The following is a 15,071-nucleotide window of genomic DNA, read 5'->3' on the forward strand; positions in this document are numbered from 1 at the left end:
ACTGTTACTGTTCCAGCAAAGGCTGGAGTTTTTTATCGATTGATTCCCGTGCGCGGAAGATCCTTGATCTCACCGTCCCAACAGGACAATCCATGATATTGGCAATATCCTCGTAACTCATACCATCGAGTTCTCGTAATGATATTGCAATTTTCAATTCTTCTGGCAACGTTTCTAACGTTTCAAAAATCACCCGATTAATTTCATCTGATAACACCAAGCGTTCTGGTGAAGCAAATTCCTTTAATGCATCGCTGCCTTCGTAGTATTCAGCTTCTTCGGCGTCAACACTGTTAGCCGGTGTTTTTCTGCTCTGAGAAACCAAATGATTTTTTGCAGTGTTTACTGCAATGCGGTAAAGCCAAGTATAAAAAGCACTTTCACCCCGAAAGTTGGGTAATGCACGGTAAGCTTTAATAAAGGCTTCTTGTGCAACATCTGCTATGTCCGCTTGGTTTCGTATGTATCTCGAAATTAAGCTCATTACCTTATTTTGGTATTTTTGGACTAGCAAATTGAAGGCGTTTTTATCACCACGCTGAACACGTTCAACTAACTGTTGATCACTTATTTGTCCACTCATCCGAGCCGACTACTCCTAAATCTATAATACTGATTTCTCAGTCGCTCGAATCATATTCACATTAAAGTAGACTCGCATGCTTTGAAAAAGTTCGATATTGAATGAAAAAAAATTAATTTAATTAAAAAATTAGCGATTACCCCATCTAATAGTAATGTCTAAGTACCCAAAAAAGCGTAATTGATTTACCATTGAGGAACATATTAAGTACTCCATGATACCTTATGAAACAAGCAGTTGAACACCAGTCTGATATTTTGGTTATAGGTAGCGGTGCAGCAGGATTAACACTTGCCCTGCATCTAGCTGAAAAGTCTAAAGTTATTTTACTTTCTAAAGGCCCTTTGGCGGAAGGTTCGACTTATTATGCCCAAGGTGGAATCGCATCTGTATTCGATGAATCGGACACTATTGAATCACATGTTAACGACACGCTCATTGCTGGCGCAGGACTTTGTGACAAAGAAGTGGTGACTTACACGGCTGAAAATGCCAAAAAGTCGATGCAATGGTTAATTCAATGCGGTGTGGCATTTGATAAAGAAGAAACTGACGGCGATCAAAGCGCAGCACCTTATCATTTGACCCGTGAAGGTGGTCACAGCCATCGACGTATTTTGCACTCTGCCGATGCAACCGGTAAAGCAGTACAATCAACCTTGCAAGAACGCGCAATCGCGCACCCGAATATTAAAGTACTTGAGCGATATAACGCCATTGACCTAATCACCACTCGCAAATTAAACCGCCCCGGTAATCGTGTAGTGGGTGCTTATATTTGGAACCGCGATGCTGAGCACGTTGAAACGGTAACAGCCAAATTTGTTGCTATCGCGACAGGTGGCTGTTCAAAGGTATATCAATATACTTCTAATCCGGATATTGCTAGTGGTGACGGAATCGCCATGGCTTGGCGAGCGGGTTGCCGTATTGCCAACATGGAGTTTAATCAATTTCATCCAACTTGCTTGTATCATGCTGATGCTAGAAATTATCTGCTCACTGAAGCATTACGTGGTGAGGGCGCATATTTAAAACGGCCTGATGGTAGCCGTTTTATGCCTGAATTTGATGAACGCGCGGAACTTGCTCCCCGTGATATTGTGGCAAGGGCAATCGATTATGAAATGAAGCGCTTGGGTGCTGATTGTCTGTATTTAGATATCAGCCATAAACCCGCTGAATTTGTCATCAAACATTTTCCCACGATTTACAGTCGCTGTTTAGAATTTGGTATTGATATCACCACCGATCCCATCCCTGTGGTGCCTGCAGCCCATTACACCTGCGGCGGCGTCATGACAGATTTGCATGGTCAAACTGATATCAATGGCCTATATGCCATTGGTGAAGTAGCCTACACCGGCTTACATGGTGCCAACCGACTGGCCAGTAACTCCTTATTAGAGTGCTTGGTTTTTGCTAGAGCTGCTGCTCAAGATATTGAAAGCTTGCTTGAAAAAGTGCCGACACCCGGGCCTGTGCCACTCTGGGATGAAAGTCAGGTTAGTAACTCAGATGAAGAAGTGGTCATTGCCCATAACTGGCATGAACTGCGTTTATTCATGTGGGATTATGTAGGAATTGTTAGAACCGATAAACGCTTGGAGCGCGCGCTACGCCGCTGCGCATTGTTACAACAAGAAATTCAAGAATATTATAGTAACTTCAGAGTCAGTAACAATTTACTGGAATTGAGAAACTTGGTTCAAGTAGCTGAGTTAATCATTCGCTGCGCCATGGAAAGAAAAGAAAGTCGTGGCCTACACTATAATGCCGATTACCCAGAGCAAGTCGATAATCCAAAGCCAACTATTTTACAACCTGAACGATAGCGTTAAGATTATTAACGCTTTTGATATGCGATTAATTGACGACACAGGTTTCGGTAACTGCTGTCGTCAAGCATGTCGCTCCAGACAATTAATAACTGCCTTTTTCCCCGAGTTGCAACTCCCCGCTCATCTAAAACGTCAAGTTCAATAAACATCACTGTAGCAAATACAGTGACTATTGAACTGCGCCATAATTGAAATTCTTGCCCTTGGGATAACTTACCTTTACTTGCATCAAGTAAAGAAAATTGGCAACGCCAATGCCTTAACGCCAACAGATGAGCGACAAAAAAAGCCAGATACGAGATAAGAATAAAATAGAATGCCAGTTGATAAGCCCAGTGGCGATAATCTGGCCAAAGAATAAAGCTGCTTAAACACACACAGAGCAATACAATATGTGATAAAAATTGATTAAATGAAGCGCTTAAGCTGAAATGCATCAGTTAAGCACCTTCATCTTTTGCAGTAAGCTCATATCGCTATAAACTAGCTTATGGTTGAGGGCGACCACGAACCGTAACTATCATGTCAGCCATAGCAGCATCAGGGCAAACTTCATGCCCCATAAACCAAGCAAATAACTCAGGGTCTTCACAGGCTAATAAATCAATGAAGGTTTGCTTATCTTTATCAGCTAAAGCTTGGTAATGTTGCTCTACAAAAGGTTGAAAAAGAACATCTAACTCAAGCATCCCTCTTCGACAAGCCCAGCGCACTCTTGCTATATTCATTAATTCCAATGTACTTCTCCTAACATCTCTTCGGATACTTTATAGATGTTGCAAACTTCGATGCTCAACATCTTGAACTTGTGGATCAACACCAGCAAACAAATCATTAAAGTCTGTTTCTAACAAGCGTTGAACCGCAGGGTGTTGAATCATCCTCTCAGCAAACATGACATGATACTCTTCTTTAATATCAGTGGTTTCACCCAGTAATACCATGCCTTGGGAGAGTATATCATGACGATAAATAGAGGGAGCAACAAATATACCGCGCTTAAACAAACCAAATGCTTTCATCATAGCTGCATCATCAAACTCACCTAAAATACTCACATTAAGATTTTTTTCAGCAAACCAGCGATGTAACTGTTGCCCAAGGGAAGTACGCTTGCCTGGGATCAGTAATTTCTCTTGCTCAAGACATGCTGGAAAGTCAGCAGAGGGCTTTGATGAAGAGAAAAAGCTAATACCGCACTCGCCTAACTTTTTGGATAAGATTTCAGGGTATTTAAGTGATACGCCAGCACAATCAGATAAAATCATATCTAATTTATGTTCACGTAACCTTGCTATCAGGCTTTCATGGGTTGATTCATAACAGCTCAAATGCATTGAACCGTCACTTGGGATCACTGTCAGTAAAACGCGACTGGCTAAGGCTTTAGACAGGGCATCAGCAATACCCACTTCAAATAACACTGAGTCATCTTTTTGATAAGAGAGTAAATCGATCATTTCGTAGCTTAGACTAAACATCTTATCAGCATAACGAAATACGATTTCACCAAGTTCGGTGGATTCAAGGTTGCGGCCGACACGTTTAAATAGACTGCCATTGAGGCGTTCTTCTAAAGCGCGAATTTGACCTGTGATAGTTTGCGGGGCTAAACATAAAGCGACGGCAGCCTTGGCTACCGTCCCTTTCTTTCTAACCATCCAAAAATAATATAGATGGTTATAATTTAAATGTTGCATTCATATAAGCCAGCTAATGAAAGATGACTTATTTTAGTCTCTGACAGTTCAACAAGCTATCAATTAATATCGACAACTCATTTAGGTCATTGATGTTTTTATTGGCCGTTTGTTCTTGAATGGCCAAAACAATATCTGCCTTGTCAGGGACTCTTTCTGCACAAAAACTGCGGTTAGCCTCTTGATAGCGTTTACCTGCGCGGTATTTAAGCGCTCGAGACTCATAGCCACTATCAGCGTCTAATCGGCTAGCAGAAGCGTCGTCGTGGTACATCAATGCACCATCAACCACACCATCTAAGTAACTTTTACACTCGCTTGATTCAACATCCTTTTGACAAACATTGAATGACGTTGCTTGGGCAGGAACAACGGCCCCAATAGCAAAGGCTAACATTAGCAGTTTAAGTTTCATTTAATCACTCCAGCTTATTTTGCTTCAGTTTTAGGAAGCACCTTGTTTAACCAGAAATAACCCACTAATGCAGCTAGCATTGAACCGGTTAAAATACCTAATCTTGCAAAATCACCATATTGATCAGGTGCACCATCAAAGGCAAGCGACGAAATAAATACTGACATAGTGAAACCAATACCAGTCATCACTGCCACAGGGATAATTTGACTCCAGCCAATTCCTGGTGGTAATTCAGCTAATTTTAGTTTTACCGCAACATAACTAAACAGTAATACACCTACAGGCTTACCTAATAGTAGGCCTAAGATAATACCGATAGTTACTGGCTCAACTAACGAGGTTACGCTCATACCTGCAAGTGATAAGCCTGCATTGGCAAAGGCGAATACGGGTAGAATGAAGAAGGTGCTCCAAGGGTGTAGGCTATGCTCTAAATGCTCAGATGGTGATGAGCCGTCTTTAGCCCGCAATGGAATACAGAACGCAATAATCACACCTGCTAATGTGGCATGTACGCCAGATTTAAGCACTGCAACCCATAAGATCAGACCAAGTAAACCGTAAGGGATCAGTGAGCTGACACCTTTGCGGTTCAGAGCAACCATTAATACAATTGAAATAGCTGCAACAATCAAGCTTACCATCGATAAATCAGCACTGTAAAATAGTGCGATAATGACGATTACGCCCAAGTCATCGATAATGGCTAATGCAAGTAAAAAGACTTTCAATGCCACCGGAACACGGCTACCAAGTAGCGCCATGATACCGAGTGCAAAGGCAATATCAGTCGCAGCTGGAATTGCCCAGCCCACTTGAGTCACAGGATCTGAGTAGTTGAACGCTAAATAAAATAACGCTGGGAACAACATACCACCAATAGCAGCAAAGGTAGGTAATGATGCTTTTGAAACGCTTGAAAGCGCACCTTCTAGCAGTTCACGTTTAACTTCTAAACCAATTAGTAGGAAGAATAACGCCATAAGACCATCATTAATCCACAACAGTAATGGCTTATCTATATCCAGTGAACCGATACGTACTTGGACTTCTGTATCAAGAAAACCACTGTATAAACCCGCTAATGGCGAATTTGCCATTAACATCGCCAGCACTACAGAGATCATCAAAATGATACCCCCTGCAGATTCTTGACTTAAGAAATTCTTAATTGCACGTTCCATAATTTTCTCCACAAAAAACAATTAATTCGAGTCTAGCGGAATTATTCAAACAATCATAATCGTTAGTTTGGGTCTTATATGTCGGGATTTCCGAGGTATTAAACAAAATAACACGAACAAGATCACATTTAAGTGTATTAACGTGAGCCCAAATTGCCAACATATCGCTTTTTTAAGCTAATCAATTACCAACAAGCTTCTTGAAAAAAATATCAACTGCTGAATAAAAATACAATCAGCTAAATTAATTAATCTTTTATTTACAATACTCTGCAAAATTATTATCACAAGCATTATTAACTAACATTGTCTTTTTAGTCTTAAAAAGCAACTTAGCAATGAGGCTGTTTTGCATACACTGTCCCCATAAGATCATTAAAGGTTAGCTGTTATTTTCATTATCGGGTTTAAAAATCGTCGATACTTTACGCAGTAGAAGACAATGGCTTTGGTTTAGATGTAAACCAAAGCCATTGGGTGAAATGATGGCTGAAATGTGATTTATACGGAGAAGGGATACTTAATTGCTTCGTGATGTTGGTAACCAATCACTTCAAAGTCATCCATGGTGACCCAAGTTTCCAAGTCACGTAAACTTTTTATATCAGGATTAATATTCAACTGTGGCGATGGGAATGGATCACGGACAAGTTGCTCAGTTTTCATCAATTCAAGTTGATCTTCATAAATGTGCGCATTAATGATCTTGTGATAAGCCAGACCTGGCTTATTTCCAGTGATCTGCGCCATTAGTGCTAAAAAGGTGTACACCTGAATTTGATTAAAGTTAAGCCCCAAAGGCACATCACATGAACGCTGATAGCTTGTTAGGTAAAGGGTATCACCGAGAAGCGAAAAAGTATGAGTATGCATACAAGGTCTTAAGCAGCCCATGTCAAACTCACCAGGATTATAGAAAGTGATAATCTCACCACGATCGTCAACACCTTTAGATAAGTTATCGACAATTTTAGCAAGCTGATCAACGCTTCCACCACAAGGTTTTTGCCAGCGTCTTCCTTGCACTCCGTATACTCGGCCCATATCATCCTCACCTTTGCGGTGTGGATTGTTTAACCAACTTTGGTTGTCATTGGCGTTCATATCCCAGGTTTTAGTGCCGATGGCGCGAAAATCTGCGGCATTATCGTAACCACGAATGTAGCCAATAAGCTCAGCAATTGCAGCCTTCCAGAAGCTTTTACGAGTCGTAATAATGGGAAATTGATTATTGGCAACATCGTATTGTAAATCTGCATTGATCACCGTTAAACAGCGCTTACCTGTACGTTTATTTTCAATCCAGTGGCCGTTTTCAACGATGTGGTTGCAGAGATCTAAATACTGACGCATTTTATTGTCCTATTATTAAAACGTTTATTATTTGCAGAATATTAATTATCAAAACTCGTGGCTAGTGTAATTTTTTTAAGCAGAAAGCGCGAGCTTTAAACCTATTACCATCAGCAAAACTGCGAATATCTTTTTCAGTATCGGCGTTGGCCAAATACTGGCGGCCTTTACCCCTAAAGGTGCAATAAGCATAGAGGTAATGATGATCCCCACTAATGCGGGAATATAAATATAACCGACTGTCCAAGTGGGTAAGTCAGTGGCATTTAATCCGGCAATAACATAGCCCGCAGTACCCGCTATCGCGATTAAAAAACCTGTTACCGACGCAAAGCCAACCGCTTGACGCATTTGTAAACCGCAATAGCACAAGAAAGGCACCAGCAGTACCCCGCCGCCAATGCCCATTAAGCCGGCAACAACAGCGATTAGCATTGAAACGATAAACATCAGCTTAAAACTTGGCACTTTCGCTACGGCTTTGGGTTTTAATGGAAATGCCATTTGTATTGCCATCACTGTGACAAATATCGAGAAAGCCTGCTGTAATACATTGGCTGCTATTTGTTCTGAGATAAAAGCCGATGCTAACGCACCAACCACAATACCCGGCAACATGGGCTTAAAAAGCTCCCAAGGGATATTACCGTGTCTATGATGGGCAATAGCAGAGCTAAACGAGGTCATAATAATTGAGGCTAACGAGGTGGCAATGGCTACATGGGTGAGTTGGCTGGACTCTATGCCTATCCAGGGCAGTAAATAAATCAGTGCCGGTACAATAATAAGCCCGCCACCTATGCCTAACAAACCAGCAAAAAATCCAACCACTGCGCCTAATAACAAGCAAAGTGAAAAAACTAACAATATATTGTCCAACGTACAGCCCTAACAATGAAAAATGTGTAAATTGACTTAGCCAAGTTGCTTTTATCAACTTGTTTAATTAACTAACTTTGCTTCAGTATTTTTATTTCAACTTGCTGATTTTAAATTGCTGATTTGAAATTACTGCAATAAGCGTCACGTTGGCCTGTCATTAGTCTAAAATCGACAGCAAATTACGCTGTTGCAAATATTGATTCAATAATTGCCTGACTTGCTCACCATTAGACAAGCTTAATACCTGATCTAGTAATCGCTCAAGTTCAGCTTTGTTAATCCGTCTAAGTAGATAGTTTATCCGCGCAATACTGCCTTGGTTCATACTGAGTTTTTCGTAGCCCATAGCCACTAACAATAACGCGCCCATGGGCTCGCCAGCAAGTTCACCGCAAATACTGGCATCAAGCTGAAAACGGTTACAGTCAGTAATAGTCCATTTTAGCGCCCTTAATACGCCAGGGTGAAAACTATCAAATAATGGACTGACACTGGGGTTATTTCTATCCACCGCAAGCAAATACTGGGTTAAGTCATTACTACCTACAGAAACAAAATCAACTCTTTTAGCCACATCTTCTAATTGGAAAAGCAAAGATGGGACTTCAAGCATTACCCCTATTTTAGGTTTGGGTATTTCTCTTGCGAGCTCTTCAGTCAGCTCTGAATATGCCTGTTCTAGGTAAAGTAATGTTCGATCGATTTCGTCTAAATTACTGACCATAGGCAACAATATCTGCAATTGTGAAGAGTCAGCATTGGCTGTCAACATCGCGCGTAATTGCATTAAAAACAGTTCTGGATGATCTAAAGATAAGCGGATGCCACGCCAGCCTAAAAAAGGATTATCTTCTGTGATAGGAAAATAAGGCAATGGTTTATCACCGCCCACATCAAGGGTGCGCATCACCACAGGTCTGTCTCGCGCTGCCGATAGTACTTGTTTATAAACTTGAACTTGCTCAAGTTCACTGGGAAAGCGTTGATGCAGCATAAAGGGAATTTCAGTGCGGTACAGTCCAATACCATCAGCGCCTTCTGCCATATCGGTGCTTAAACCACTTAATAAACCGGCATTCAAATAAAGCTGTATTCTTTGACCGTCTAAGGTTTCAGCGGGTAAGGATATTTCAGCAGAAAATTGTCGTTGCTGGGCTTTACTCTCAGAAATTAAGCAAAGATATTCATGAATAATGGCATCAGATGGCGAAATTAATAATTGGCCGCTATTGGCATTTAGCACTAACTTTTTGTTGTCAACATCTGCAGATAAAACCTGATCAACACCAACAATTGCTGGCACACCCAAGGCTCTTGCCAATATTGCTGCGTGGGCATTTACCCCGCCAAGTTCTGTGACTATTCCTGCAAGTTTTCCTCGAGGAAACTCTGCTAATAATGTGGCATCAACCTCTTTCGCCACCAGTATGACCGGTTTATCAGGTGCGAGTTCTAATTTGTCTGGTTCGATTAATTGGCGTAAAACTTTTTGGCCTAATTCACGAATATCACTGGCCCGCTCTTTTAAATACGGGTCTTCCATCGCGATAAACTGCTCAATATAGCGTTTAGACACCCGGCTAACGGCAGATTCGGCTTGCCAACCTAAATTCACTTCCCGTAGATACTCGCCACCAAGACTGGCTTCACCTAACAGTAATTGTAAAGCAGAAAAAATAGAGGCCACATCATCTACATTTTCACGATCAAAACGTTGGGATAAAGTGCTGATAATATCACTACAGCGTTGCATAGCAGCTTTTAGACGCTGAATTTCTGTTGCTAAGTCTGTGGCTTGTTCTTCGGGCTGATCGAGAGAGATAGCACCACCAAGCACAAAGCCATCAGCAATGGCGATACCTTTTGACGCTGAAGTACCTTTGAAGACGACTTGTTGTTGAACATTACTGATCGCAGCTTTGTTTTTCAAATTACGTACCACAACCGCTAGTTGGGCCGCCAAAGTCATCAAAAAGGCTTCTTCATTTTCACTAAACTGTCTCGGCTGCGGTTGCTGCACCACAATGACGCCGACAACCTGTTTTTGAAAGATTATAGGTACTGCCAGAAATGCGCGGTACTCTTCTTCTTCAACTTCAGGAAATAGTTTAAATCTGGGGTGTGATTTTGCATCGGCAAGGTTAACAGCTTCTTCTTTTTCTGCCGCTAAGCCCACTAAGCCTTCAGATAAAGGCATTTTGACACGATTGATGGAATTAGGTGCAAGGCCCTCTGTAGCAGAAAGCACCAATTGTTGCTGTTCAAGAATATAAATAGAACAGCAGTGCGTTTGCATTGCCAACTTGGTTTGGGAAACCAATAATGACAATGCCGTCTCTAAGCTATTAGCACTGGCGACAGACTGTGTAATATCCCTAAGCGTATTTAGCACTGCTTCACATCCTTTTTTGATCAGCTAATTTCTATAACGGCCTCTTTTTCGGCTAGGCTCGCGGCCTTGAAATGCCAATGTAATAGAGGAAAACTCCTTCATAACTTTACGGTAAACATCACGCTTAAAAGAAACGACTTGTCTGACTGGATACCAATAATTCACCCAACGCCAATCATCAAACTCTGGATGACCACAGGAATTCAAATTAATCGTGTCGTCACTGCCTTTCAGTTGTAATAGATACCACTTTTGTTTTTGACCAATACAAACTGGTTTACTTTCTTGCCTAATTAACCTCTTAGGCAAACGATATCTCAGCCATGAACGTGTTGACGTTAAAATTTGCACATTTTCAGGTTTAAGACCGACTTCTTCATACAATTCTCGGTACATGGCTTGTTCTGGGGTTTCACCATCATCTACACCGCCTTGAGGAAATTGCCATGAATGTTGTCCAAACCGTCTGGCCCACATTACTTGACCATATTTGTTACAGATAATAATGCCCACATTTGCGCGAAAGCCGTCGCTATCAATCACATGGACTCCAATTTCACTACAAATTAATGACTAGATTGTTTCATAAAGCTCGCCTACGGGCAAACGACTATTTCAATAGAACACTTGGATAAAATAAGCCCTTAGCAACTTTTATCAACAGATGATGACCTTAGTTATCATTATTATCCACAAAATCTGTGGATATCTCTGTTTGAAACTCTAAAATAACTCTAAACAGGCTAAATTACAGTGACAGCCACTGTCCTTAACAAAACCAAATCAACAGCAAAAAAACGAATCAATACAACAACTTGACCTTTTAGAGCATTGTTAACTTATAATTAAATTACACAAGAGGTCACTTTTTAAACAGCAAAGGTAATTATTAATTGTGGCCATACAGGCGAAATAAGTTATACACAAAAAACAACATATTTATTTTATAAATATCAAAATAAAGCTATTTTTCACCATTGACTGTCAAAAAAATATCCGCTAAGCATAAACAAATTAAAGTTATTCATTCATTCTGTGGATAAGTGTGTGTGAAATAGTGGAGCAAAAGGAGTGTAACTTTATAAAATGGTCAAACAAACTCACCAGCATTCATAAAAGTCGTTAATAAACAAAGCAATATATTACTGCAAAACCTTGGATAACTTTAACCTGCCAAGGCGCTCAAAAAACAACCAGTAGTTGTCATTTTAAAATAATAGATAAAACAGTACACTTTAATACACGCGAACTTTTAAAAGTAAGACATTGCTCCATGATGAATACCCCACCAAACTCAATCGATGAATTGATGCAAAGAGCCTATGACATGGCTGGTGTCAGTTTAGGTGACATAGCAAAAGAGCATGGCGTAAACGTGCCAGAAAACTTAAGAAGAGACAAAGGCTGGGTAGGACAACTGATTGAAATGGAGCTAGGGGCAACGGCAGGCTCAAAACCACAGCAAGACTTTCTTCATTTGGGGATTGAGTTAAAAACCATTCCAATTGATAAACAGGGTAAACCAATAGAAACAACCTATGTCACCGTTGCCCCACTGACCAATATTCAAGGGCTCACTTGGGAAGACAGTGTGGTTTATCATAAATTACAACACGTGCTGTGGATCCCCATTCAGGGTGAAAGAAGTATCCCTGTCGCTGAGCGAAAAATAGGCTCACCAGTATTATGGCAACCCAATCAACAACAATATGTCCAGTTAAAGCAAGACTGGGAAGAGATAATGGAATTAATCGCCATAGGAAAAGTAGAGCAAATCACCGCTCGTCATGGTGAAGTATTACAACTAAGACCAAAGGCAGCCAATAGCCAAGCATTAACTGAGTCAATTGCCGAAGACGGTCTGATTAAGCTCTCTAATCCCCGAGGTTTCTATTTAAAGATCAACTTTACCCACCAAATACTAACAAATGCATTTAGTTAGCGTTACAAACTGTAAATATAAAGGCTTTTTATTAAAACTATTGTAAATACCACTATGACAAGTATGGGAATTTTCTATAAACTAGCCTGTCTTAAAATATCAACGGACTCGATATAATCCTGTGAAAGTACGTCGTCAGACAAGAAAGCTATTATTTGCGATTTTAGCATGGTGTATTGCCATGAGCGCATTTGTCTTTTTCCGATATTCACAAACTCCTGATTTACCTCAATGGGCCATCGGAAAAATAGACTTAGCAACGCTAGCTATTTTTATGGGCTTCGTATTCGGCTGCCTGCATTGGATGTCTAACCTTATTGCCGATTTTAGCGCCATCAGCCGCCTGCCTTATATTTTTTCAGTCATATTTAAAGGCCTATTTTTACTACTCGGTGCCATGACGCTGGCTTATGTCACCCAATTTTTAAACATGTGGGCCATAGAAAACCATTTAGTATCACTAAGGCAAATGCTTACTGCGCATATTTTATACAGCCCAGCATTTCAGGCCTTAGTGATTTATCTCGCCGTGGTACGCGTCGGCTTAGCCTTTATTGAACAAATGGCGCTACTTGTAGGCCCAAGAGTGTTACTTAACATAGGTTTAGGTAAATACCACCAGCCACGTTATGAACACCGACTATTTTTATTTGTGGATATGGTGTCATCTACCGCTCATGCAGAAACATTAGGTGATTACCGTTTCAGTCGTCTAATCCAAGATAGTTTTAGCATGCTGGCAGATACAGTAACCAATAATGAAGCTGAAATTTACCGTTATATGGGTGATGCCGTATTAATTCATTGGCCGTTAGATGAAGGTGTTAAAGAAGATCGCTGTATGAATATCTATTATGAATTCAGCCAACAGTTAAACTGGCATCGCGCTTACTTTGAAGAACATTATGGTTTTGTACCCAAATTTAAAGCTGCTGCCCATTGTGGTCAGGTTGTCGCTGCCGTAGTTGGCGTTCATAAGCAAGAAATTAGCTACTTTAGCGATGTACTCAATACCCTCGCAAGGCTTCAAGATCAGTGTAACCCTTTAGGTCAGAGAATGTTGATCTCCGGTGAAGTCGCCCACCGTTTAGAACGTCAAACCAGCCAATACGATTTAACTGATTTAGGTGCAATGATGCTAAAAGGTAAAAAACACGAAATTGAAGTATTTGGTGTAGCTCCGAAAATAACCCCTTAATGAAACAACACCAAACAAGATAAACCGTTGCCAGCTTGATTACTGCTTTTGCAATAAGCCTTCTAGCATCAAGCCTAAGGTTCTAAAGGTTGAAATACGACTAGTGGTTTGTCGCCAAACCAATCCAATATCACGATATGGCGCTTCACCAGGCGGTGTCATAATCTGAAGTTCAGTGTCATTCAAAATACCAGCATCAATGGCCATTTGCGGTAAAAAGGTCGTTCCTAACTTACTATCCACCATTTGCACCAGAGTATGTAAACTCGTGGCGGCAAAGGGGTTAATCTTAGCACTATTGCCTAATTGGCAAGCCGTAATCGCATGGCCAGTAATACAATGCTCACTTTGCAGTAAGAAAATACTTTCATCGGGCATTTGTTGATAATCAATAGGCACATGGATCCCATTAGATAGTTCCTGATGAACCACCATTTTGAACGGGTCAATGCCCACTTTCATACTATGAAAACCTGTAGTATCCACAGGCAAAGCTAAAATAAGTAAATCCAGCTCACCTTTTCCCAGTGATGCTAACAAACTTTCTGTGGTGTCTTCCCTTAGCAATAAACTCAATTGGGGATAATCAGCTTGGCACTGTTTTACCACTCGACTCAATAAAAAAGGCGCTATGGTCGGAATACAACCTAAGCGGATTTCACCTGTCATTGGTTCACCTTGGTTTTTGACTAATTCGACAAGATCATCAACATCCGTCAATAATTTTCTCGCTCTATCAACCACCTCTTCACCAATGGCTGTGAACATAAATGATTTATGATCACGCTCGATAAGCTGATATCCCAATTGCTCTTCAAGGTTTTGAATCCCACTTGAAAGAGTCGACTGACTAACAAAGCAAGACTTTGCCGCTCGGTTAAAGTTTTGCTCTTGATGCAAATTCACTAAATAAAATAGATTTTTAAGGCTTGGCAGGTTTTTCATTTAATCGATTACCATAAGATGATGTCATTCAAATAATGAATTAACTAAACATAAATAACAATAAATTAAGCTGGATCTAGTCCTCATAATCAGCAAATTTAATGCTGTTACTTTTTTAAAGGCAAAAAAAAGCCCCTTGCGGGGCTTTTAAAAGTCAAAAGCAATTAAGCTTTTGCTTCTAAAAATTCTTTTAATTGCTGTAGATCTGAACCTGCATGCTCAACGATTTGACCTAACCATTTATCATGCTCAGTATCCCAAGCTGGCTCTTCGCCATGTTGAACAAGCTGTGCAAATTGCTGAATACGCTTTAATCCAACAGAACCTGCAGCACCTTTAAATTTATGCGCTTCAGCACAAAGGGTATCTTTGTCATTCGCTTCATTCGCTTTAATGAGGCTTCCTAAATATTCAGGCATTAGCTGCTCAAATAACACGACACTTTTTAATAAAGTTCCAGCACCAATAGCACTACAATATTGCTCTAACGTATTGAGATCCAATACAGACTCTAACTCAACTGTGGCCATCTCGGCACCTCTTAATCAATTCATAACTTTAAAATTGAATTTATAATACTCGCTAAAATCCCCTATGCAACTAAACAAGGCTTTTCAAGTCTAATTTCTGGCA

At 40.5% G+C, this 15,071-nt stretch carries 15 protein-coding genes; 3 read left to right on the forward strand and 12 right to left on the reverse strand.

Annotation, left to right across the window (positions count from 1 at the left end; genetic code table 11):
- Positions 1-4 precede the first annotated feature (4 nt).
- Positions 5-583 carry an RNA polymerase sigma factor RpoE gene (rpoE, locus tag Q4546_RS01065; protein ID WP_102439239.1) on the reverse strand — a complete coding sequence of 193 codons (579 nt, stop codon included), beginning with the start codon at positions 581-583 and terminating at the stop codon, positions 5-7.
- Between the two features lie 224 nt (positions 584-807).
- Here rpoE and nadB point away from each other — a divergent pair, with 224 nt between their 5' ends.
- Entirely contained in the window at positions 808-2,418 is a 1,611-nt protein-coding gene (nadB, locus tag Q4546_RS01070) for an L-aspartate oxidase (RefSeq protein WP_076542542.1), read from the forward strand.
- 11 nt (positions 2,419-2,429) lie between these two features.
- On the opposite strand, the gene Q4546_RS01075 is transcribed toward nadB, so the two are convergent.
- The 9 genes from Q4546_RS01075 to rppH form a co-directional block, all read right to left on the reverse strand.
- Positions 2,430-2,861, reverse strand: a complete 432-nt coding sequence (locus tag Q4546_RS01075; protein ID WP_102439241.1) for a protein YgfX — start codon at positions 2,859-2,861, stop codon at positions 2,430-2,432.
- A gap of 51 nt (positions 2,862-2,912) precedes the next feature.
- Complete coding sequence (locus Q4546_RS01080) at positions 2,913-3,161, reverse strand: succinate dehydrogenase assembly factor 2 (protein ID WP_102439242.1); 249 nt, start codon at positions 3,159-3,161, stop codon at positions 2,913-2,915.
- Between the two features lie 30 nt (positions 3,162-3,191).
- A complete protein-coding gene (gene nhaR / locus Q4546_RS01085) occupies positions 3,192-4,124 on the reverse strand; it encodes a transcriptional activator NhaR (RefSeq protein WP_076542538.1) in 933 nt (310 codons plus the stop codon).
- A gap of 28 nt (positions 4,125-4,152) precedes the next feature.
- Positions 4,153-4,539, reverse strand: a complete 387-nt coding sequence (locus Q4546_RS01090) for a hypothetical protein (protein ID WP_102439243.1) — start codon at positions 4,537-4,539, stop codon at positions 4,153-4,155.
- A 14-nt stretch (positions 4,540-4,553) separates the two neighbouring features.
- Positions 4,554-5,726 carry a Na+/H+ antiporter NhaA gene (nhaA, locus tag Q4546_RS01095; RefSeq protein ID WP_102439244.1) on the reverse strand — a complete coding sequence of 391 codons (1,173 nt, stop codon included), beginning with the start codon at positions 5,724-5,726 and terminating at the stop codon, positions 4,554-4,556.
- A gap of 501 nt (positions 5,727-6,227) precedes the next feature.
- Positions 6,228-7,079: a thymidylate synthase gene (locus Q4546_RS01100; RefSeq protein ID WP_102439245.1), complete on the reverse strand. Its 852-nt coding sequence runs from the start codon at positions 7,077-7,079 to the stop codon at positions 6,228-6,230.
- Between the two features lie 75 nt (positions 7,080-7,154).
- Positions 7,155-7,958, reverse strand: a complete 804-nt coding sequence (locus tag Q4546_RS01105; RefSeq protein ID WP_102439246.1) for a sulfite exporter TauE/SafE family protein — start codon at positions 7,956-7,958, stop codon at positions 7,155-7,157.
- 160 nt (positions 7,959-8,118) lie between these two features.
- Positions 8,119-10,353: a phosphoenolpyruvate--protein phosphotransferase gene (ptsP, locus tag Q4546_RS01110; RefSeq protein WP_102475607.1), complete on the reverse strand. Its 2,235-nt coding sequence runs from the start codon at positions 10,351-10,353 to the stop codon at positions 8,119-8,121.
- Positions 10,354-10,377: 24 nt separating this feature from the next.
- Positions 10,378-10,896 (reverse strand): RNA pyrophosphohydrolase, encoded by a 519-nt coding sequence (gene rppH, locus Q4546_RS01115; RefSeq protein WP_076542529.1) that lies wholly within the window; start codon positions 10,894-10,896, stop codon positions 10,378-10,380.
- 733 nt (positions 10,897-11,629) lie between these two features.
- Here rppH and mutH point away from each other — a divergent pair.
- Both mutH and Q4546_RS01125 read left to right on the forward strand, forming a co-directional pair.
- A complete protein-coding gene (gene mutH / locus Q4546_RS01120) occupies positions 11,630-12,295 on the forward strand; it encodes a DNA mismatch repair endonuclease MutH (RefSeq protein WP_102439285.1) in 666 nt (221 codons plus the stop codon).
- A 121-nt stretch (positions 12,296-12,416) separates the two neighbouring features.
- Positions 12,417-13,493 carry an adenylate/guanylate cyclase domain-containing protein gene (locus Q4546_RS01125; RefSeq protein ID WP_102439248.1) on the forward strand — a complete coding sequence of 359 codons (1,077 nt, stop codon included), beginning with the start codon at positions 12,417-12,419 and terminating at the stop codon, positions 13,491-13,493.
- A 39-nt stretch (positions 13,494-13,532) separates the two neighbouring features.
- Here the strand turns inward: Q4546_RS01125 and oxyR are convergent, their stop codons facing one another.
- Together oxyR and Q4546_RS01135 are read right to left on the reverse strand one after the other, a co-directional pair.
- The gene (gene oxyR, locus Q4546_RS01130; protein ID WP_102439249.1) at positions 13,533-14,438 is read right to left on the reverse strand and encodes a hydrogen peroxide-inducible genes transcriptional activator OxyR; all 906 of its coding nucleotides are present in this window, start codon (positions 14,436-14,438) and stop codon (positions 13,533-13,535) included.
- Positions 14,439-14,602: 164 nt separating this feature from the next.
- Complete coding sequence (locus tag Q4546_RS01135) at positions 14,603-14,968, reverse strand: Hpt domain-containing protein (protein ID WP_076542524.1); 366 nt, start codon at positions 14,966-14,968, stop codon at positions 14,603-14,605.
- Positions 14,969-15,071: the final 103 nt, after the last annotated feature.

The sequence above is a fragment of the Shewanella sp. 4_MG-2023 genome (genome assembly GCF_030548015.1).
Classification (GTDB): Bacteria; Pseudomonadota; Gammaproteobacteria; order Enterobacterales; family Shewanellaceae; genus Shewanella.